Here is a 22,390-nt window from a genome sequence, read left to right as displayed (position 1 = left end):
CGAAAATCTACGATTTAATTCCCTAAGTCATAAAAGGTTTGTGAACCTAATAATGATACAAACAGTAAGTACAGCAGTAAAAAATGAAGAGAGCTATTTTTCCAGGTACATTCGACCCATTTACAATTGGTCATGCATCACTGGTTCGAAGAGGATTAAACGTTGTTGATGAAATTGTTATATCAATTGGAGTTAACGATAGTAAAAGGAGTTATTTTTCGTTGGAGCAACGAATTCAAATGATAGAAAAGTTGTATGCGGATGAGCCTCGAGTTTCGGTAGGTTCATACGATTCTCTGACTGTTGATTTTGCAAACAAAGTAGGTGCAAAATTTATTATCCGAGGAATAAGATCTGTTAATGATTTCGAATATGAGAAAACTATAGCCGACATGAATCGCAATATCTCAGGTATCGAAACATTAGTACTCTTTACTGAGCCAGAATTAACTCATATTAGCTCTACAATTGTTCGGGAACTTTTGCGCTATAAACACGACGTTAGCAAATTTGTACCGGATGGTATTGATTTTAATACAGACTAAGACAATTGAATTGGAATAAAATAAAACTATCCAAAGAGTCAAGTAAGAGCCTTTGCTTGACTTTTTTGCATAAATAAGGTCGTAGACTTTTTATTACTTTAGAACTATAACATCTACAACCTGTTATAATTCTAAATACATATCACTTAATACTTTTATTTACTTAAAAGAGAACACAGAATGAGAAAGACACTGTTATTGATAATAACCTGTACATTTATTTTTGTTAATACAATTTCGGCACAATACGCCATGAGTCAGGGGACTAAGAAATTAGCCACGACTATGACTTTAATAGAGAGAATGTATGTTGATACTGTTGACGACGAAAAGTTGGCAGAAGATGCTATCGTAGCCATACTAAAGGAACTCGATCCTCATTCCTCTTATCTAAGTGCTGAGACTGTAGCAGATATGAATGAACCGTTGGAAGGCAATTTCGATGGAATAGGTATATCATTTAACATGATCTCCGACACGCTGTATGTGATAGAAACAATAGCCGATGGTCCTTCGGAGCGTGTAGGCTTACTTCCTGGCGATCGTATTATAGCTGTGAACGATACCGCTATTGCAGGTGTTAATATGAATACACGTGATATAATGAAACGACTGAAAGGGCCAAAAGGAACTAAGGTGAATATAAAAGTACTTCGCCGAGGTGTTCAAAAACCAATAAGCTTTCAGATAATACGTGCAAAGATTCCTATTTATAGTCTGGATGCAGCCTATATGATTGATGATAAAACAGGCTATATCAGATTGAGCCGCTTTGGAGCAACAACCGTTGCCGAATTTAAAGAGGCACTAGCTAAACTATCATCTCAAGGTTTACAGAACTTGATTCTGGATCTTGAGGGTAATGGCGGAGGCTATTTAAATGCTGCAACAGAACTTGCTGATGAATTCTTAGATAAAGACAAGCTTATTGTTTATATGGAAGGAACTCATCAGGCTAGAACCAGCGATTCGACAACAGAAAAAGGGCTATTCGAAAAAGGAAAATTAGTAATTTTGGTTGATGAAGGTTCGGCTTCGGCAAGTGAAATTGTTTCAGGAGCAGTTCAAGATTGGGACAGAGGTTTAATAGTTGGTAGACGCACCTTTGGTAAAGGGCTTGTTCAAAGACAGTTTCCCCTACCCGATGGATCGATGATTCGCTTAACTGTTGCACGTTATTACACACCTACAGGACGTTCTATTCAGAAACCATATACACATGGAGATCAAGATTCTTACAATAAAGATTTGATTGACAGATACAACAGAGGTGAAATGATGAATGCAGACAGCATACATTTCCCTGATTCTTTGAAATACAAAACACTCGTAAATGAGCGTACCGTATATGGTGGCGGTGGTATTATGCCCGACTATTTTGTGCCAATAGATACTGCTGAATATACAGAGTATAGCGGACGTATAAATGCAATGGGCATTATTTACCGACTGTCATTACAAACAGTGGATGCTAATAGAAAAGAGCTTCTGAAGAAATATCCGACTATCGAGAAATTCAAAAAAGAATATGAGGTATCGGATGAACTTCTATCAGAAATGATAAAAATGGCAACCGATGATAAAATCGAATATAAAGAAGATCAATATCTCAGATCTAAAGAACAGTTTAAGCGCAGAATAAAGGCTTTAATTGCGAGAGATCTATTCAACACCGAAGCATACTTCAAGATTATCAATGACGAGAGTGAAATCTTCAAAAAAGGTCTTGAAATTATAAATAGTGATACTGAATACAATAAGTTACTTAAATAAGGAGTATCAAGAAAGAAAAGAATAAACATCAATAGATTATGACAGCAAGAAAAGTGTATAAAGAAATTTCGAAAGTTCTGACCGAGGCAATTAATGGTTTGAACGAAGGGTATACAGGCAGTTCTTTAACTGATATATTTCTTGTTGTCGATAAAGATAGCGGTAGCCTATCCGTTTTTGATGATGAAGAGAATCTACTTTCTCAAGTTATAGTAGAGGCTTGGGCATCAGAAGATGATGACCAAGTTATTGCCCGTCAATTAAGAGAGGTTGTGGAACAATTCGATATGGATAATAAGTTCGACTCTCTGGACGTGTTTAAACCATTCTCGATTAACATTGCTGATGAAAACTTGGTGGTTCTCGAAGAACTATTAGTTATTGAAGATGATTCTATCATCAGAATCGAGAATGATTTTCTTAGCCGTATAGATAAAGAATTTGACGACTTTTTAGATAAATTGCTGAAAGAATAAGCTCTTCGCATCTTATTCACACACAGCTACTCCAAGATAGATTATACGATGAAACAATTAAATATAAATATAAAGAATAAACGAGCAACTTTCGATTATGAGTTACTCGATACTTATACTGCGGGAATAGTATTAACCGGAACCGAAATTAAATCAATCAGATTAGGTAAAGCCAGTCTGGTTGATACTTTTTGTATATTCGAGAAAGAGGCCCTATGGGTAAGAAACATGAATATTACCGAATATTTTTACGGTTCATACAACAACCACGTAGCTCGTAGAGACCGCAAACTTCTACTCAATAAAAAAGAACTAAAAAAGATTCAGCGATCTGTTAAAGAAACAGGCTATACAATTGTTCCTACACGCCTATTTCTTAACGACAGAGGCTTGGCGAAACTTAATATTGCAATTGCACGAGGTAAAAAGCAATATGACAAACGACAAACTCTAAAAGAAAAAGATGATAAAAGAATGATGGATAGAATAATGAAAAAATAAAGAGGAATGAATTACAATAAAAAAAAAATAACGGGGGATAATACTAATAAGATTATTCTGGGATTATTTCTTCTTATTTTTTTCATCTTAGTTTTTTTACTAAATCGATTGTATCCTATTCATTCAGATGATTGGATGTACTCATTTATTTTCAATGAGACTCCACCCAAACGTATTGAAAGCATACTCGATATATTCGTATCACAGTACAATCATTATCTGTATTGGGGTGGTCGAAACGTGGTTCATTTCATCGATCAGCTTTTGTTATTATTGAATCCTATTATCAGAGAGATAATCAATAGTATAGCTTATATTCTTTTCGCATTTATAATATACAGAATAGCCAATAACGGGCGACCAACCAATCCCTTTTTATTTTTGCTGATCAACTTATTGATCTGGTTACTAACACCCGTATTTCCTCAAACAGTTATTTGGATTACAGGCAGCAGTAATTATTTATGGGGCACATTAATCATCATTGCATTTCTATCATACTATTATAGCTTTTATTTGAACGAAAAAAAGCACAAAGGTGTTTTTAGAAACATTCTGTTTTTGCTCTGTGGAGTTATTGCAGGATGGACAAACGAAAATTCCGCCATCGCACTTATTTTCATCCTATTCAACATACTTCTGTATTTTAAGATAAGAAAGATCAAGATACCTCTGTGGGCTACTTATGGCTTTATTGGTGTTTGTATAGGTTGCATCATTATGCTGTTAGCACCCGGTAACTTCATCAGATCGAAAGATACACATGCAGCGTTTAATCTGACTGATAAACCCTTCATGGATGTACTAGAGTACAAAGCGCGAAATATATATTGGATTTATAAATATGTCAATTCAATAGGTATTCTTATTGTAATATATGCATGCTTTACATTCCTCTTCTTTTGTCAGAATAAGGATAGCAGGAATTACAAAGCATGGTTTGGCTCATTATTGTTTTTTACTGCGGCTCATGTCTCAGCTTTTGCAATGATTGGCTCACCTATATTTCCACTTCGTGCTACATTCTGCTTATCAAGTTTTATGATCATATCCATATGCATACTTTATGCCAATATCAGTTTGAGTAATTTGACTCTCAAAATCGGAAATATTTTGATATTGATCGCAGGAACTACTATCTTCGTATTTACTTACATAGAAAGGTATCAAGTGTTATCCTCTCTTTCTGACAGATATCAGCAAAGAGAATTATATATAGAAGACCAAAAAGAAATAGGTAATAAGGATATTATATTAAAAGAATCACCGATTATACTGCCTGCCGAATTTGATTTTGAAGATATTTCGGGTGATCCAACATCTTGGCGGAATACAATTTGCGCCGACTATTATCAGTTAAATTCAATAAAACGGATCGATCCGTAAGCACATCTAAGATTGACTAATGAAAGAGTATTACGAAAACTGTATCAGCAAATATCTTAAACTAGATGCTACACTATCTGGTGAAAAGTCAGCTAAATTTATTTTTAGCATACTTCTGCTATTCTTTTTCGTACTCATTCTATCGCTAAATATTATATATCCTTTATATGCTGACGATTGGGGTTATGTATTTAAAGAAGGAACAAATTTCACTCAAAGGAATAGTGGTATATCCGATATTCTACATTCGCAGTATAGCCACTATTTTGGGCATGGCGGAAGAACTGTAGTGCATATCATAGCCCAATATCTACTCTTTCTTGGAGGTTATTGGACTGATCTCCTTAATAGTGTTGCTTACATTCTATTTACTTTTGTAATATACAAGATCTCTAATATTGATAGAAAGGTTAATCCTACGTTATTCTTTTTTATCAATATCCTAATCTGGTTTTTTCAACCAGCATTTTCTCAAACAATTCTCTGGATAACAGGTAGTGCTAACTACTTATGGGGAACGCTCATTATTATTTCGTTTCTATATTTCTTTTGCCAATCATTTATAAAAGAAAGCAATAAAAGTTCCGCCTCTAAAACTACTATCTTCTTCTTTGCTGGTATTATTGCAGGATGGACTAACGAAAATACAGCTTTAGGCATGATATTTATGATCTGCCTATTGCTTATATATTTAAAAAGAACACATAATCCAATACCGATGTGGATGATAACCGGATTGGCAGGAGCAATTATAGGCTTCATCATTATGGCTGCCGCACCCGGTAATTATGTAAGATACGAAGGTATCATCCAAACTAATGAAGTCATACAACAATCGAAAATAAAATATTACTTAACAAGGCTACTACCCGTCATAGGTGATTTTTACAAATTTGCGTTGCCTCTTGTCATGATATATTCGCTAGCACTAGTCACATATATCTATTTCGACAAAAAAAGAAATATAAGAATCATATACCTATCGCTCTGCTTCTGTGCTGCTGGTATTATAGCAGATATGGCAATGATTGCTTCTCCTGAGTTTCCTTCTAGGGCTTGGTTTGGTATCATTACATTCTTTATTATTGCTATTGGAATTATATATGCCAATCTAAAGACAGAACATATATACCTTTCAGTTATAAAGACACTTCTAATCTTTTTTGCATCAGTCTATTTCTTACTGACATACCAAAAAGGATTTAAAGACTTATATGCTCTTAACGAAGTATTTAAAAGAAGGGAACAAATTATAGATCAACAACAAAACAAGGCTGAATTCGACTTTGTTACTAAAGAAACAATCAATCCTCAAACAGCTCTACCGATGATAGATGAAGTTCCATCGGATAGTGAACACTGGATAAATTACTTCTATATTAAATATCACAAAATCAGATCCTTCAAAATAGAGTCCGAGAAATAAATAAGAATACTAAGAATGCTACAGATTAAAGATATACTAAAAGAGAGAATACTTATATTAGATGGTGCCATGGGTACCATGATACAACGATATACGCTTACTGAAGAAGATTTTAGAGGAGACAGATTCAAAAACTCTACGAATCTCCTTAAAGGCAATAACGATTTATTGTGTCTTACCCGTCCTGATATAATTGAAGCTATACACTGCGAATACTTAGAAGCAGGAGCAGATATCATAGAGACCAACTCGTTCAATGCAAACTCTATTTCTATGGACGACTACAATATGTCGGACTTAGTAAAAGAAATGAATATTGCAGCGGCTCGTCTTGCTCGTAAGGCAGCAGATGAATATACAAAACGTACACCTAATAAGCCTCGCTTTGTGGCAGGATCAATAGGCCCTACTAACAAGACTGCATCTATGAGTCCTAAGGTAGAGAACCCAATCTATCGTGCTGTGACCTTTGACGATTTGCATCAAGTATACAAAGAGCAAATAGAAGGTTTGATTGATGGTGGAGTTGATCTGCTTTTAATAGAAACTATATTTGATACACTGAATGCTAAAGCAGCTCTTTTTGCAGCAGCAGAAGTTCGCAAAGAACGAAATATAGAGATGCCAATTATGATTTCGGTAACGTTATCAGACAAAGGCGGACGTACTCTTTCGGGACAAACAACCGGAGCATTTCTTGCATCTGTCAGCCATATCGATTTCCTCTCAATAGGTCTTAACTGCTCATTCGGGGCATCCGACATGAAACCTTTCCTTAAGGAATTGGGCAGACTTGCACCTACATATGTATCGGCATATCCTAATGCAGGTTTACCAAATCAATTTGGAGAATATGATGAGACTCCCGAAATTATGGCTAAGCAGATCAAAGAATATATAGACGAAGGTCTTGTTAATATTCTTGGTGGATGTTGTGGTACTACCCCCGATCACATAGCGCAATACGTGAGTTTAGTTGAAGGAGCAACTCCTCATAAACCTGCTGAAAAGCCTAAATATATGTGGCTTTCTGGTTTAGAATTATTGGAAGCTAAACCTGAGATTAATTTTATAAATGTTGGTGAGCGTTGTAATGTAGCCGGTTCTCGTAAGTTTCTTCGACTTATAAAAGAAGAAAAATACGAAGAAGCACTAACTATTGCCCATAGACAAGTAGAAGATGGCGCTCAGATTCTTGATGTAAACATGGATGAAGGTCTATTGGATGGAGTCAAAGAAATGACGACCTTCCTCAATCTGGTAGCGTCCGATCCCGATGTATCACGTATTCCCGTAATGGTCGATTCATCTAAATGGGAAGTACTTGAAGCAGGTCTTAAATGTCTGCAAGGTAAAGCTGTTGTAAACTCAATCTCGCTGAAAGGTGGAGAGGAAGAGTTTCTTCGTCAAGCACGTTTGGTTAACCAATACGGAGCAGCCGTAATTATTATGGCATTTGATGAAACAGGACAAGCTGATAGATTTGAGAGACGTATCGAAATATGTGAGCGTGCTTATAAGTTACTTGTAAATGACGGATTTAATCCGATGAATATAATCTTCGACCCCAACATCTTAGCAATAGCTACGGGGATTGAAGAACATAGAGGCTATGCGGTTGATTTTCTTAAAACCATTGAATGGATAAAAGCGAATCTACCTCATGCTAAAATCAGTGGAGGTGTTAGCAACCTTTCGTTCTCGTTCCGCGGGAATGATTATATACGAGAAGCTATGCACTCGGTATTTCTTTACTATGCCATCCAAAAAGGTATGGATATGGGTATTGTGAATCCGGGGCAGTCAGTTATATACGACGACATCCCCACAGACCTTAGAAACCTCATAGAAGACGTTATCTTCAACAGAAGAGAAGAAGCTACCGATGAACTTATTGATTACGCTGAGCGTATCAAGAATGAGAAATCGAACCAACCCGAACAAAGAGTAGAAGAATGGCGTAGCTATGCCTTAGATCAGCGTTTAGAATATGCTCTGATTAAAGGTATCAGCGACTTTATGGAAGAAGACTTGGAAGAAGCTCTAAGAGTGTATCCAAAAGCCGTAGATATCATCGATAAACCTCTTATGTCAGGGATGAACAAAGTAGGAGATCTCTTCGGATCGGGAAAAATGTTTTTACCACAGGTTGTAAAAACCGCACGTACAATGAAACGTGCCGTAGCTATACTTGAACCTACACTTGAGGCTCAAAAAGATTCAAAATCGGTTTCTAACAGTGCCGGTAAACTTGTTATCGCAACCGTGAAAGGCGATGTTCACGATATTGGTAAAAATATCGTAGCTATCATTCTGGCTTGTAACAACTATGAAGTTATCGACCTTGGCGTAATGGTTCCACCGGAAGTAATTATCCAAAAGGTAATAGAAGAACAACCTGATATATTATGTCTTAGCGGACTTATTACTCCATCTTTAGAAGAAATGAGTATTGTTGCTCATGAAATGGAAAAAGCTGGATTTACAATTCCTCTTATGATTGGAGGTGCTACGACTTCTAAACTGCATACAGCTATAAAAATTGATCCTAAATATAACAACGGTTCGGTAGTATATGTGAAGGATGCTTCACAAGCTCCATCAGCTGTTGCTAAACTCATCAATCCTGCCTCTAAAGAATCTTTTATCCAAGAGATAAGAGACGAGTATCAGGATCTGAGAGATTCAATGGAGACAAAAAAAGTGGAACTTCTTCCACTTGATGAAGCTATAAAGAATTCATTCAAAATTGATTGGGCAAATTATACACCGTCTACTCCTAATAACTTGGGTCGCCATATTATTCCTCACATTCCGATAGAAGAGATTCTTCCATATATCGATTGGAAGTTCTTCTTCCACTCCTGGAATCTTTCGGCACGTTATCACACTGTACAGCATTTAGATGGCTGTCCTAGTTGCGATATTGAATGGCTGAACACTTTTCCCGAGAAAGAGAAAGAAAAGGCTCAAGAGGGTATGAGTTTGTATCGTGATGCTAAGAAAATGTTAGATCAACTAATCTTTTCGAAAGCGGAGTACATCAAAGCTGTATATGCTATTCATGAAGCTTACGTAGATAATGAATGCATCTATATCAACGACATTTGCTTTCCAATGTTACGTCAGCAAAAGAAAAACGACAAAGGGGTATATCTTTCTCTTTGTGATTTTGTTCTACCAAAGAACAGTGGCAAAAAAGATTATGTAGCAGGATTTACAGCAACAGCAGGTGTAGGTTCTAACGAATTGCTAAGTCAATACGAACATCAGGGAGATGAGTACAATGTATTGCTATTGAAATCATTACTTGACCGTTTGGCTGAAGCCACAACCGAATACCTTCATGCTAAGATCAGAAAAGAATTTTGGGGATTTGCTCCAGATGAAGATATTACGATAGATCAGATGTTTTCTCTTAAATATCAAGGCATCCGCCCGGCAGTAGGTTATCCTTCTATACCCGATCAGTCTATCAACTTCCTATTGAATACCGATCTTTTACAATCAACAGAAATAGGTGTTGAACTAACCGAAAACGGTGTTATGCTACCTAATGCTTCGGTGAGTGGACTAATCTTTGCTCATCCACAATCCAGATATTTCAGTATCGGACAGATTTCAGAAGAGCAAGCTGATAATTATATCGAACGCCGAGGAGAAAAAGCTGAGCTAACCAGAAAATTTCTAGCTGCCAATATGATGTAAGATCATAAACCTTTTTATTGCCTTGGTAAGGCAAAACTGCATTTGCTAGGTACAAGCAAAAAGGTGCAATCATAAATAAAGAAGCCGATGAAAATTATTTTCATCGGCTTCTTTATTTATGATAAGAATCAAAAGGTTTGTTGACCTTTTATGATAATAGTTTCTTTACAGTCTCCGAAATAGCTTTTCCGGGAGCTAATCCTGCTAATTGTTTTGTAGCAGCACCCATTACTTTACCCATATCGGCTGCACTTGTTGCTCCTACAGAAGCTATAATCTCTTTCAATTTAACTTCAAGCTCTTGTTCTGTGAGTTGCTTTGGTAAATAGTGCTCTAGTACAGCTATTTCTTCCAATTCTTTTTCAGCTAGTTCGGGACGATCTTGCGACTTGTAGATATCTGCACTGTCTCTTCTTTGCTTTACCATTTTTTGAAGAATCTTCACAGCAACTTCGTCCGATAATTCACCATCGCTATCTTTAGCTGTTTTTGCTTCAATAAACTCTTTTTTCGCTCCGCGTAATGCCTCTAATTTGATCTTATCTTTAGCACGCATTGCATCTTTAATATCTTCACTTACTCTATCAAACAAGTCCATATATGGTTGTATTTTTAAGGTCTCAGACCTTAGTTAAATAAATCTGTTGATTTTTTAGTTTCGGGCTTATAGTCATTCGGATTGAAATCTTCACCTCTTTTAAATACAGGAGTGTTTTCCAATGCTTCAACTATCTTATCATCATCCAGTTCTTCGGTCGATAATATAATAGGACGTGGAGTAAAGAATGATTTAACATCCATAGTTTTAACTCCGTCTTTCCCGTAATGCTGCTCAATCATTGTATTGATACGGCGTTTTTCTTCCTCTTCTTTGATGAAACGTTCCTCTTCCAAGCGTTGCTCTTCTTCGGTCATTTCTCTCAGATGATCTCCAATACCTGGTATGCTCGACATTCCAAAACCTGTTGCCAGCAAAGTAATTTTAACCTTACCACCCAAGCTCTCTTCTGTTGCTGTACCCCAGATAACTTCAATCTCAGGACCAAAGCGTTTCATGAATTCAGATACAGATTCCATTTCTTCAACAATAAGTGGAGTTTCTGCTCCTGCATAAATGTTGAATAGTATCTTTTTCGCTTTAAATACATCATTGTTATTCAACAATGGCGAATGTAATGCGTTTCTGATAGCTTCCTCTACTCTGTTTTCTCCTTCGCCCATGCCACTACTCATGATAGCGACACCACCATCTTTAAGAATGGTTTTAACATCGGCAAAGTCGAGATTTATATGTCCGTGTACGGTTATAATCTCGGCAATACCTTTTGCTGCAATAGCTAAAGTATCATCAGCTTTGGCAAATGCATTCGGAATCGTAAGATCCGAATATATATCTATCAAACGCTCATTGTTGATTACCAATAAGGCGTCTACATTTTGAGCAATATCTTCAACACCTCTAAGGGCTTGGATTATCTTTTTACGACCTTCAAACACAAAAGGTATTGTAACAATACCAACGGTCAGAATATTCATATCTTTTGCAATACGGGCTACAACAGGAGCTGCACCGGTTCCGGTTCCCCCTCCCATACCTGCCGTAATAAATACCATTTTGGTACCATCAGCCAGAAGTTCCTGTATGTCTTGGCGACTTTCTTCGGCAGCAGATTTTGCTACTTCGGGGCGGTTACCTGCTCCTAGACCTTCGGTTGTACGTCTACCAAGTTGTACACGGGTTTCAACGGGAGATTCATGCAATGCCTGATTGTCTGTATTACAGAGAGCAAACGATACGTCATGTATTCCCTCATTATACATATGATTCACGGCATTTCCACCACCACCACCTACACCAATTACTTTGATGATAGTCTGGGTTTTTCGCGGAAACTGAAATTCTAATATCTCGTCATTCATATAGCGTATCTTCTTTATTTATCACGTTTGTAAGGTTGCAGACCTTATATTGCTTTGGTAGGTCTAATATCCCTAATTAGCTATTAATTCGAAATTGGAGGACTAAAAGCTGTAGATTAATTAATCTTCATCTTTAAACATAGTTCCACCTAAGTTCTGTATTTTACCGAAGAAATCAAAAAGACCAGGCGATTTTTTGTCTTTCACCTTTTTCGCTTTTCTTGGTCTTTCTTCGTATTCCGGCTCTTCGTCTTCGTATTCTTCGTCATCATCATTATCCACAGATGGTTGTTCATGATGTGCAGAAGAGTTCTGATTTCTTTCTGAGGCTTCAGAATAACTACCACTCTGTGCTGAATCTAATGGACGTGGACGGTTGATATAATCAACTTTAGGAGCTTCTACTTTTTCGCAATTCTCATTTGCAAATAACAATAGCCCTAAACATTGAGCATATGCAGGATTTTGCAATAAATCGGCTGCATTGTTAATATACAATCGTTTTGCTGCTCCTTTTTTAACTGGCATCTGTGCTTTTTCTTCTAAAAACTCAGGCAAACCTGTCAATTGAGAAGCACCTCCCACTATTATTATACCGGCATCTAATTTGCCTGCATAACCCGATTCTTTTATCTGATTAAGGATGTTTAAAATAATCTCTTCTTCACGAAGTTGGATTACTTTATTCATCTCCTTTACATCAACTTCTGAATTAGAAGAAGATGTGGCTTGTTTATTTTTATCCTTGCCTACTCTACCGTATTTTATTTTATACGATTCGGCAGCTGTGTCTATAAAACCTAATTCTTTTACATCTTTAGAAATGGTGCGACCTCCAAATGGTATCACTGCCATGTAACGAAGAAGACCTTCCTTGTATATTGATAGTGTAGTTGTACCTGCACCAAAGTCGATAAGAGCACAGCCTGCTTGCTTATCAGTCTCATCCAGAACAATAGCTCCGGCTGCAACAGGTCCAACAATAAATCCGGCAATGTCTAACTGATTCTTTTCAGTAATACATTTTATAAGGTTGCTCTTGATATTAGGACGGCCTACTATAAGGCGATAACGCCCCTCTACTAGAGTTGCAGTTTTACCAATAGGATCATCCTCGGGATGTCCATCCAAAAATATTTCGGGTGCAACAACACTATAATTTGTCAAAAAATCAGGCTTATTCTGACGAGCTTGTTGTTCCATTTGGTCTATAACCGCAAATGAAACTTCCGACTCATCTATAAGATCTTTTGTTAAAGTATATTCTATTGCCCGCAGAGATTTTCCGGCAACCGACACATATATTTTTCCTATTTTACGACCCGACTTGTTTTCCAACAAGTTTACCAACTTCTTTATTTTTCCTGCTGCTTCATCTATATTGTAAACCACTCCGTGCTTTACACAATTATCAGATGGGATAGATTCTGATGCGAGAATAGATATTACTCCCTGCTCATTTTTCCGTCCTAACAATCCTACAATTTTCGAAGTCCCTAAGTCGATACCGACAATAAAACCTGATTGTTCCATATCTTCTTTCCTATTAAGGTCTAAGACCCATTATATCATTTCCTCAAGCAAAACAATTCTAGTTTGTTTACTTAGATAGATCTCTAAACTCTTTTATTTACTTATATACATACTAAACGTTCTTTTCACAAAAATATTTAAGCTCGTAAAGCTTTTTATGGCTTTGATAAACATAATAACAACAAGCTATTATAATTATCGGCTCTGCCTTTAATATTTTTTGTATCTGTAGTATTTCTTACATTCAACGCTTTGTGCCTACAACTTGTTTGTCGTATTTCAAATTTATTTTTGTATACCTGTTCCAACCCGTACCGGGTAAAGCTTCGGTATAGAATTTTTTCAGTCGATCTAGCTTAGCATCAACATCTTCTAACTTCCCCATCAGTACTTCGTGATTCCCAATTCGGGTTATCAAGATAACTTCGTCTTTCGGTTGAACCACAATTTGTTCGATCTGAGCATTCCAAAATTCGTTCTTTGACAAAAATAGTGCAAATTTATATAAATCTGTCTTTGCAAACTCATCTTTTATTTCCCCGGTTGCAATTGGTAGGTACGCTGTATTATGAGTAGAGAGGGGCATTTTCTCCCCATCTTTATCAATATAGTAACTTTGTTCACCCGATGGCATAACCCTGAGAATAGGGATTCGCTCAATAATTACGGCTCTTATACCACCTCCGCTAGTTAAGAAAACCTCGGCAGATTTAATCAATTTATTAGACAACAAGGCTTCTTGTATAGCTAAAGTATTAACTTCTTTTAGCTGCTTTCCATAAGGATTTAACCCTCGCGAGTCTATATCTTTCTCCAGGTCAGACACCTGTATAAAACGGTCAGTATCTTCATTGTTTACCACAATCTCAAATTGGTTGCATATCTTATCTTGTGGCTTTTTCTCGAAAAAGAAAGCCGCAAAAATCAGGTAACCACCCAATAAACACAATCCGATAATAACTAATATTTTCTTTACCATTCAGTATTTTAAAGTCTCAGACTTTTTTCAAAATTAAGTAACATTTAAATAATTATTGCTACATTATTGTTTGTAACCAAACTATGTTTTTATTCACTCCTATGTCCTGTAACAAGGTTAGTAGCCTTATTTTAAACGAGCTTCTAATATATCTTTTATTTCAGGTAACAGACGATCAATATCTCCGGCTCCAATTGTCAAGAGTACTTCAATATCGTCCTTTTTCTCTAGTATATCTAATAGTTCTTCTTTTTTACACAACGTCTTTTTGCAGGTTACTTTATCAAAAATAACTTTTGAAGTTATACCTTCAATAGGTTTTTCGCGAGCAGGATATATATCCAATAGAATCAATTCATCCAAGAGTGATAAACTTCTAGCAAACTCATCTACAAAATCTCGGGTTCGTGTATATAAGTGCGGTTGAAAAACACCCAGCACTTTTTTATCGGGATATAATTCTTTGACAGAAGATATACTTGCCGACAGTTCATCGGGATGATGCGCATAATCATCTATCATTACCAGATTATCAGATTTGAGAAGAAAATCAAAACGACGTTTTGCTCCTTGAAAGGTAGCCATTGCACGGCGTAATTCTTCATCCGTTGCTCCATTTAACCAAGCCAGCGCCATAGAACCTATTCCGTTTTCGATATTAATTCGAACAGGAACTCCCAATTCTATATTTTTAATAGTGGATTTAGGTGTCACAAAATCGAAACGAATAGTACCTCCACCTACTTTTATATTCTCTGCATGAAAGTCTCCTCTATCAATAGAATATGTATATAGTCTGACTCCTTCAACCAGTTTAGGTGACAATTTTATATTGTGCTTCATCACTAAAGCCCCTCCGGGTTGGATTAGGCTTGTGAATTTTTCAAAGCTTTTCAAATATTCGGCTTCTGTACCATATATATCAAGGTGATCGGGATCAACCGAAGTTATCAAAGCCATATAAGGATGCAGCCAATGGAAAGAACGATCGTACTCATCAGCTTCAACCACCGTAAATTCACTTGTATCGGACAACATGAGATTACTTCCGTAATTCTTAAGTATTCCTCCCAGAAAAGCATTACAATCGAGATGAGAACCTTTCAGAATATGAGCAAGCATACTCGAAGTAGTTGTCTTACCATGAGTACCTGCACAACATAAAGCTTTACTGCTTTTAGTTATCAAGCCTAAAACCTGAGCTCGTTTTTTAAGATCGAAATTATTTTGTTGGAAATATTGTAACTCAGCACTATCACTGGGTAAAGCTGGGGTATAAACAACTAAAGTTGAATCTTTATCTATAAAATCAGTTGGAATATTATTTGTATTATCATCGTAATGAATACTTGCTCCTTCTTGCACAAGAGTCTGAGTCAACAAAGTTTCGGCTCTATCATATCCTGCCACTTTTTTACCTTTCGATAAAAAATAACGAGCCAAGTTACTCATACCAATACCACCTATTCCTAAAAAATATACTGATTTTATATTTTCCATAATTTCTATTTACCTTCTTTATTAACCAGTTTTTCTATTTCGTCAACTATATGATCTGCCGCATTAGGATGCGCCATTGTCTTTATATTTTTTGCTAACATAGCAAGCATACTGTCATCTTTCACTATCTGTAACGCACTACCTAGAAGTTTGGACGTCGCATCTTCATCTTTAATCATTATAGCAGCATTTTTATCAACCAATGCCATTGCATTTTTAGTTTGATGATCTTCAGCTACATTCGGAGATGGTACCAAAATTGTAGGTTTTCCCAATATACTAAGTTCCGATATAGAACCTGCTCCTGCTCTCGAAACCACAATATCGGCAGCCTTATATGCCAAATCCATTCTATTTATAAAATCATATAAATGAATATCTTTTGCCTGAGGTTTATCCGACATTTCTATTGTCAAATCATATTGGTAACGTTCGCCACATTGCCAAAGAATCTGCACTCCTGAATTATCTAAGAGAGATAAATTTCTCATTATACTCTGGTTCAAAGTGCGTGCGCCGAGACTTCCTCCCAAAACAAGAATAGTTCTTTTCATGGGGTCAAGCTTGAAGAAACGATACGCTTCTTCTTTCGAAACGTCCGAAAGCAAATCCTGACGACAAGGGTTACCCGTCAATACTATTTTATCTTTTGGAAAGAATGCTTCCATCCCTTCGTAAGCTACACAAATTTTAGAAGCTTTTTTAGCCAATAATTTATTAGTTACCCCGGCATATGAGTTTTGCTCCTGAATAAGAGTCGGTATACCTCTTCTTGAAGCTACTTTTAACAATGGACCACTTGCATAGCCTCCTACACCAATTGCTATATCGGGATTAAATTTCTTTACAACACTGTTTGCCTTAAAAAGACTTGTTATCAGTTTCTTTACAACTGCTATATTTTTAAATAATTCTTTTCTATTGAAACCTGCTACCGGAAGACCTACAATGTCATAACCGGCTTTTGGAACGCGGGTCATTTCCATTCTATCTTCTGCACCTACAAAAAGAATAGCTGCATCGGGATAACGCAATTTGATAGCATTGGCAATAGATATGGCAGGAAAAATATGACCTCCCGTACCTCCTCCACTTATAATAACTCTCATCGGCTGTTTCATAGATCGTTTTATTTTACTCGTATTCTACATTTGCAATATCTTCATCTACATCTTCATGTTGATCTTCTTTTGCATTTGAACAAGCTAATATTATTCCAAAATAAATACACGTTATGATGGTAGAGGTCCCTCCCCTACTGATAAGCGGCAGAGGTTGCCCCGTAACGGGTATCAAATTTACGGCAACAGCCATATTGGCTAATGCTTGTACTGTTATAATCAATCCCGCACCCAATAAGAGATAACGGGGAAATAATTTCTCACATTTAGAAGCCAAAACTCCCGTACGAATCATTAAGGCTACATATAAAAGTAATGTAAACAGACCGCCCAGTAACCCCATTTCTTCGAGAATTATGGCGAAAATAAAGTCGGAATAGGCTTGTGGCAAAAAGTCTCGCTCATTTCCACTACCGGGCAAACCTATAATTTCGCCATTAGCTATTGCAATCTTTGCATGCGAAACCTGATAGTTGTCATCTGTTATCTTATATTCTTCGGGCGATGAAATATTGCTATCTTCCTGCTCTGCCGAATGTCGATCGATACGATTTTGCCATGTAGCAAAACGATCAGGCAAATAATCTCTTGCCGTAGATTTAGGTATGAGAGTTAGAGAACCGACCAATAGAACCAGAGCACTAACACCGCACAAAGCTATCAATCCTAACTTCTTAAAGCTAACCTGACCGATAAACATCATCAAATAACAAACTCCAAAAAGCAAACAGGCTGTTGATAAGTTTTCTGTGATAATAAGGGCACAGGTAACCAATATACCACCCATTAATATTTTAAATAGAAACGATTCGTTATCAGGTTTAAGTTTACTCAAAAAGAAAGCTACAAAACCAACCAAAGCTAACTTAGCAAACTCCGAAGGCTGTATGGTAAAAGCTCCTACCCCCAACCAACGTTGCGCGCCATTGACATCCGTACCGATAAACATAGTCATTACCAGCAATATCCACGATATAGGCAACAATAGCAATAATGCTGCAAAATAGCGTGTAGGCACTCTTTGAAGGAACATTACAGACCCAAAACCAATCAGAAGGAATACTGCATGACGCAAAATAGGCCCCCAGTGATTGTGTTGGCGATAAACAATGGTACTGGAAGCACTGAATACCTCCAATAGTGAAATAATGCATAAGGCTATAAATATGCACCAGATTGTTTTATCCCCTTTAAATATTCGCTCAAAGACGTTCATATAAGTAGCATTAAATATTTATTGCTCTATTTTATAATTATACCTATCATCGTTTCCATGTATCAAAGCAATAAAAAGGCATGAGACCTATTAGAGTTTTCTTACCCAATACTTAAACTGGTCGCCTCTGTCTTCATAACTTTTAAATAAATCGAAACTTGCACAGCAGGGTGATAAAAGAACAGAATCTCCTTCTCCTGACAATGAATAAGCTTTTGTTACAGCTTCTTCCATAGAACCTGCATCAACAATAGTTTCGATCTTTCCATCGAAAAATTTATGCAGCTTCGAATTATCTACTCCCAAGAAAACCAGAGCATGAACTTTTGTTTTTACAAGCTCCTCTATTTCCTGATAGTCGTTTCCTTTATCTTTTCCACCCAATATAAGTACAACTTTTGTTTTCATGCTCTTCAAAGCATACCAACAAGAATTGACATTAGTAGCTTTAGAGTCATTTATAAATTGTATCCCTTTTACGGTAGCTACTTTTTCTAAACGATGCTCTACACCTTTAAAATCACTCAATGACAATCTTATCTTCTCATCTTTAATGTCTAAAAGCTTGGCTGCAATAGCCGAAGCTAGAGAATTATATAAGTTGTGAGTACCCGTTAAAGCCAATAAATCTTGCTCCATGGTGAATACTGATTTTGATGTATTAATTACTATCTGATCATTATCTGCATATGCTGATACATTGTCAGCTTTATGCTCCGAGAACGTAAACACCCTAGCTTTAGGCTGTTTCTTTGCCACTTCCTTTGTTACAACCGGATCTTCTGCCCAATATATAAAAGCATCTTCCGGTGTTTGGTTTTGAGTAATACGCATCTTTGCGTCTACATACTTCTGAAAATCATGATCGTACCGATCCAAATGATCGGGTGTTATATTGAGTAATATAGCGATATCTGCTTTAAAATCGTACATATTATCTAACTGAAAGCTACTAAGCTCCAATACATAATAGTCGTAACTATTTTCAGCAACCTGCCTTGCAAAACTTTGTCCGATATTACCTCCCAGAACAACATTCAGTCCGGCAGATTTTAGTACATGATAAAGCAAACTTGTTGTAGTTGTTTTACCATTGCTACCCGTTATGCATATTTTTGTTGCATCGGTATATCTACCTGCAAATTCTATTTCCGAAATAATAGATATTCCTTTAGCTTTTGCCTGCAGAAGTAGAGGCACACTATCGGGAATACCTGGACTTTTAATTATCTCATTTGCTGAAAGTACATGCTCTTCGGTATGACCTTTTTCTTCGAAAGGAATATTCCGTTCTGTCAATTCAGTTTTGTATTTATCCAGCAAAGCTCCATTATCGGACAAAAAGACTTCAAATCCTTTTGCCAGAGCCAGTATAGCCGAACCTACTCCACTTTCGCCTCCTCCGAGTATTACTATCTTTTTCATTTAAGTTAAGTCTCTAATTATTAAGAAACAGAAAACATTAATCCCTTTATACTATTGCCGTTTAGTCGCGATATAATTCGCTCCAACTTTTTATCGCATTTTCAATGTAGCTAAAGTAATAGCTGCCAATATAATTCCAATAATCCAGAAACGAACTACAATTTTAGATTCGGGTACCGGGTTAAATGGTTTTTGTATAAGTGCTTGTATTCCCGAATTGCCCGATTTTTGAAAGTGATGGTGTAAAGGTGTCATTTTGAAAACACGACGTCCTTCTCCATATTTCTTCTTCGTAAATTTGAAATAGAATACCTGAATCATTACCGACAAGCTCTCCACAAAGAAAACTCCGCAAAGTATAGGTAATAATAGCTCCTTATGTATAATAACAGCAAATACACCTATAATACCCCCCAAAGTTAAGCTACCTGTATCTCCCATAAATACCTGAGCAGGAAAGGAGTTATACCAAAGAAAACCAATGGTAGCACCTATAAAGGCGGAAGCAAATACAACCAGTTCTTCACTACCGGGAATAAACATTATATTCAGATAGGAGGCAAACTCAACGTGCCCCGATACATAAGCTAAGATACCAAGTGTTACACCTATAATAGCCGAACTACCTGCCGCCAAACCATCGAGACCATCGGTTAGATTGGCTCCGTTTGACACCGCAGTTACAATGAATATTACGATGAATACAAATAATATCCATGCAGCAGGAGTTGAATAATCGCCTAAGAAGGATACAAACGATTCATAATCCAAGTTATTATTTTTCAGAAAAGGAATAGTTGTCTGAGTTGATTTCACACCCTCTACCGTATAAGTAACTCTTTCGATTACATTATCTTGATTACGAATTTCAGTATTTTCTCTAACTATTACTGTTGGGCTCAAATACAAAGTCAATCCAACAATTAAGCCAAGACCTACTTGAGCAATAATCTTAAATTTGCCATGCAAACCCTCTTTATCCTTTTTAAAGACCTTTATATAATCGTCTAAAAAGCCTAACGATCCTAACCACAATGTTGTTATCAGCATCAATATGATATAGGTATTTTCGAGACGTGCTAATAATATGACAGGAACTATAATAGCAATGATAATAATGATACCTCCCATAGTAGGAGTGCCTTTCTTACTAAGCTGTCCTTCGAGTCCCAAATTACGTACAGTTTCACCTATTTGCAGCATCTGCAACTTATCGATAATCCTCCGACCTATAACCGTAGATATTATCAGAGAAAGTATAATAGTTATAACTGCTCTAAAAGATACATATTTAAACATCCCTGCACCGGGAAAGTCTAAGGAATCCAAATAGTTAAATAGATAGTATAGCATTATATAATTTAATTTTATCGCCTATATCAGGTAGTTTATAATTTCTTAATTTAGGATTACAATCCAAGTATGTTTTTGACAATTTCTTTATCGTCAAAATGATGTTTCACGCCTTTTACATCTTGATAATCTTCGTGTCCTTTGCCTGCAATAAGTATCACATCTCCGGGTTTTGCAAAAGTACAAGCTGTTTTTATTGCCTGTTCTCTATCTACAATACACAAAGCTTTTTTCATCTGTACAGGATCTAAACCTGCAACCATATCATCAACGATAGATTGAGGCTCTTCGAATCGGGGATTATCCGATGTTAGAATCACCTGATCGCTTAATGTTACCGCCTCGCGAGCCATTATAGGGCGTTTGGTTTTATCTCTATTACCACCGCAACCTACTACGGTAATCACACGACCACCTCCTTCTAAGACATCATGAATAGCTCCAAGCACATTAACAAGTGCATCGGGTGTATGTGCATAATCTACAATTGCAGTAAAGCCATCTTTGGAACGAATAGTTTCAAAACGGCCTGCAACCGATTTCAAAGTACTCAACACTATCAAGATTTTCTCTATATCTTCACTTAGCAATACAGATGCACCATATACTGCCAATAGGTTGTAGACATTGAATACTCCTACAAACTGAACCTCAAGTTCTCTACCATTTATTTCGATAGCAGTACCATCGAAATGCTTTTCGATAACACGAGCTTTAAAATCGGCAAGAGTTCGTAGCGAATATGTATATTTCTTGGCTTTAGTATTTTGTAACATTACCAAACCATTCTTGTCATCTACATTTGTCAACGCAAAAGCGGTAGCTGGCAGATTATCAAAAAAAGCTTTTTTCGCTTTTAAATAATCTTGCATAGTACCGTGGTAATCTAAATGATCTTGAGTCAAGTTAGAGAATATACCTCCTTTAAACTCTAAGCCACTGATTCGTTTTTGGTGAATGGCGTGCGAACTAACTTCCATGAAAGCATATTCACAACCTGCTTCAACCATCTTAGCCAGAAATTCATTCAATGAAATAGGGTCTGGCGTGGTATGAGTTGCCGGAAACTGATCGTCGTTTACATAATTGCAAACCGTAGAAAGCAATCCTGCTCCATATCCTAATTTACGAAAAACATTATACAGAAGAGTTGCAGTAGTAGTTTTGCCATTTGTACCGGTAACACCAACCAGATTCAATTTCTGAGAAGGGTTGCCATACCATGCCGAAGCCATTTTTCCAATGGCATCTGCCGCATCTTTTACCTTTATATAAGTAACAGATGAGTTAGATGTATCAGTATCTTCGTCATGAATAATAACTTTTGCTCCCAACTCTATTGCTTTCGCAATAAAATCATGACCATCCACTTGAACACCTTTCAGTGCTATAAACGCATAACCCGTGGTTACTTTGCGTGAATCAGAAGTAATGCCTGTTACATTTACATCTTTAATGCCTAGTATTTCTACTATATCTTCCGATTTTATGTTTGATATCAAAGCCTGCAATTCCATATCCTGTATTT

17 protein-coding genes are annotated in these 22,390 nt (G+C 36.6%); 7 read left to right on the top strand and 10 right to left on the bottom strand.

Annotated features, from left to right (window positions below; translation table 11 throughout):
• The first annotated feature begins 83 nt into the window (after positions 1 to 83).
• The 7 genes from coaD to metH all read left to right on the top strand — a co-directional run bounded on the left by coaD (position 84) and on the right by metH (position 9,815).
• Positions 84 to 545 (top strand): pantetheine-phosphate adenylyltransferase, encoded by a 462-nt coding sequence (gene coaD, locus IR022_RS17950; RefSeq protein WP_050711307.1) that lies wholly within the window; start codon positions 84 to 86, stop codon positions 543 to 545.
• Positions 546 to 725: 180 nt separating this feature from the next.
• A complete protein-coding gene (locus tag IR022_RS17945) occupies positions 726 to 2,318 on the top strand; it encodes a S41 family peptidase (protein WP_050711308.1) in 1,593 nt (530 codons plus the stop codon).
• A 38-nt stretch (positions 2,319 to 2,356) separates the two neighbouring features.
• Positions 2,357 to 2,794 (top strand): hypothetical protein, encoded by a 438-nt coding sequence (locus IR022_RS17940; protein ID WP_050711309.1) that lies wholly within the window; start codon positions 2,357 to 2,359, stop codon positions 2,792 to 2,794.
• A 48-nt stretch (positions 2,795 to 2,842) separates the two neighbouring features.
• Positions 2,843 to 3,295 carry an SsrA-binding protein gene (gene smpB / locus IR022_RS17935; protein WP_050711310.1) on the top strand — a complete coding sequence of 151 codons (453 nt, stop codon included), beginning with the start codon at positions 2,843 to 2,845 and terminating at the stop codon, positions 3,293 to 3,295.
• Positions 3,296 to 3,301: 6 nt separating this feature from the next.
• Positions 3,302 to 4,681: a DUF6056 family protein gene (locus IR022_RS17930; RefSeq protein WP_194204768.1), complete on the top strand. Its 1,380-nt coding sequence runs from the start codon at positions 3,302 to 3,304 to the stop codon at positions 4,679 to 4,681.
• 19 nt (positions 4,682 to 4,700) lie between these two features.
• A complete protein-coding gene (locus tag IR022_RS17925) occupies positions 4,701 to 6,107 on the top strand; it encodes a DUF6056 family protein (RefSeq protein WP_194204767.1) in 1,407 nt (468 codons plus the stop codon).
• A gap of 15 nt (positions 6,108 to 6,122) precedes the next feature.
• A complete protein-coding gene (gene metH, locus IR022_RS17920) occupies positions 6,123 to 9,815 on the top strand; it encodes a methionine synthase (protein ID WP_194204766.1) in 3,693 nt (1,230 codons plus the stop codon).
• 148 nt (positions 9,816 to 9,963) lie between these two features.
• Here the strand turns inward: metH and IR022_RS17915 are convergent, their stop codons facing one another.
• The 10 genes from IR022_RS17915 to IR022_RS17870 form a co-directional block, all read right to left on the bottom strand.
• Positions 9,964 to 10,413, bottom strand: coding sequence for a GatB/YqeY domain-containing protein (locus tag IR022_RS17915; protein ID WP_050711314.1), 450 nt, complete (start codon positions 10,411 to 10,413; stop codon positions 9,964 to 9,966).
• Positions 10,414 to 10,442: 29 nt separating this feature from the next.
• Positions 10,443 to 11,735: a cell division protein FtsZ gene (gene ftsZ, locus IR022_RS17910; protein ID WP_050711315.1), complete on the bottom strand. Its 1,293-nt coding sequence runs from the start codon at positions 11,733 to 11,735 to the stop codon at positions 10,443 to 10,445.
• 120 nt (positions 11,736 to 11,855) lie between these two features.
• Entirely contained in the window at positions 11,856 to 13,268 is a 1,413-nt protein-coding gene (gene ftsA / locus IR022_RS17905; RefSeq protein WP_194204765.1) for a cell division protein FtsA, read from the bottom strand.
• 244 nt (positions 13,269 to 13,512) lie between these two features.
• The gene (locus IR022_RS17900; protein ID WP_194204764.1) at positions 13,513 to 14,247 is read right to left on the bottom strand and encodes a cell division protein FtsQ/DivIB; all 735 of its coding nucleotides are present in this window, start codon (positions 14,245 to 14,247) and stop codon (positions 13,513 to 13,515) included.
• A 126-nt stretch (positions 14,248 to 14,373) separates the two neighbouring features.
• Complete coding sequence (gene murC / locus IR022_RS17895; RefSeq protein WP_194204763.1) at positions 14,374 to 15,747, bottom strand: UDP-N-acetylmuramate--L-alanine ligase; 1,374 nt, start codon at positions 15,745 to 15,747, stop codon at positions 14,374 to 14,376.
• A 5-nt stretch (positions 15,748 to 15,752) separates the two neighbouring features.
• A complete protein-coding gene (gene murG / locus IR022_RS17890; protein ID WP_194204762.1) occupies positions 15,753 to 16,868 on the bottom strand; it encodes an undecaprenyldiphospho-muramoylpentapeptide beta-N-acetylglucosaminyltransferase in 1,116 nt (371 codons plus the stop codon).
• A gap of 13 nt (positions 16,869 to 16,881) precedes the next feature.
• Positions 16,882 to 18,084 carry an FtsW/RodA/SpoVE family cell cycle protein gene (locus tag IR022_RS17885; RefSeq protein ID WP_194204761.1) on the bottom strand — a complete coding sequence of 401 codons (1,203 nt, stop codon included), beginning with the start codon at positions 18,082 to 18,084 and terminating at the stop codon, positions 16,882 to 16,884.
• 90 nt (positions 18,085 to 18,174) lie between these two features.
• Positions 18,175 to 19,509, bottom strand: coding sequence for a UDP-N-acetylmuramoyl-L-alanine--D-glutamate ligase (murD, locus tag IR022_RS17880; protein ID WP_194204760.1), 1,335 nt, complete (start codon positions 19,507 to 19,509; stop codon positions 18,175 to 18,177).
• 90 nt (positions 19,510 to 19,599) lie between these two features.
• Positions 19,600 to 20,862, bottom strand: a complete 1,263-nt coding sequence (mraY, locus tag IR022_RS17875; protein WP_050711322.1) for a phospho-N-acetylmuramoyl-pentapeptide-transferase — start codon at positions 20,860 to 20,862, stop codon at positions 19,600 to 19,602.
• A 56-nt stretch (positions 20,863 to 20,918) separates the two neighbouring features.
• A complete protein-coding gene (locus IR022_RS17870; protein ID WP_194204759.1) occupies positions 20,919 to 22,379 on the bottom strand; it encodes a UDP-N-acetylmuramoyl-L-alanyl-D-glutamate--2,6-diaminopimelate ligase in 1,461 nt (486 codons plus the stop codon).
• Between the last annotated feature and the right edge of the window lie 11 nt (positions 22,380 to 22,390).

It is taken from the genome of Dysgonomonas sp. GY617, assembly GCF_015233815.1.
GTDB lineage: Bacteria > Bacteroidota > Bacteroidia > Bacteroidales > Dysgonomonadaceae > Dysgonomonas_A.
Note: the sequence above shows the minus strand (reverse complement) of the source record. Positions and strands in the feature narration are given on the sequence as shown.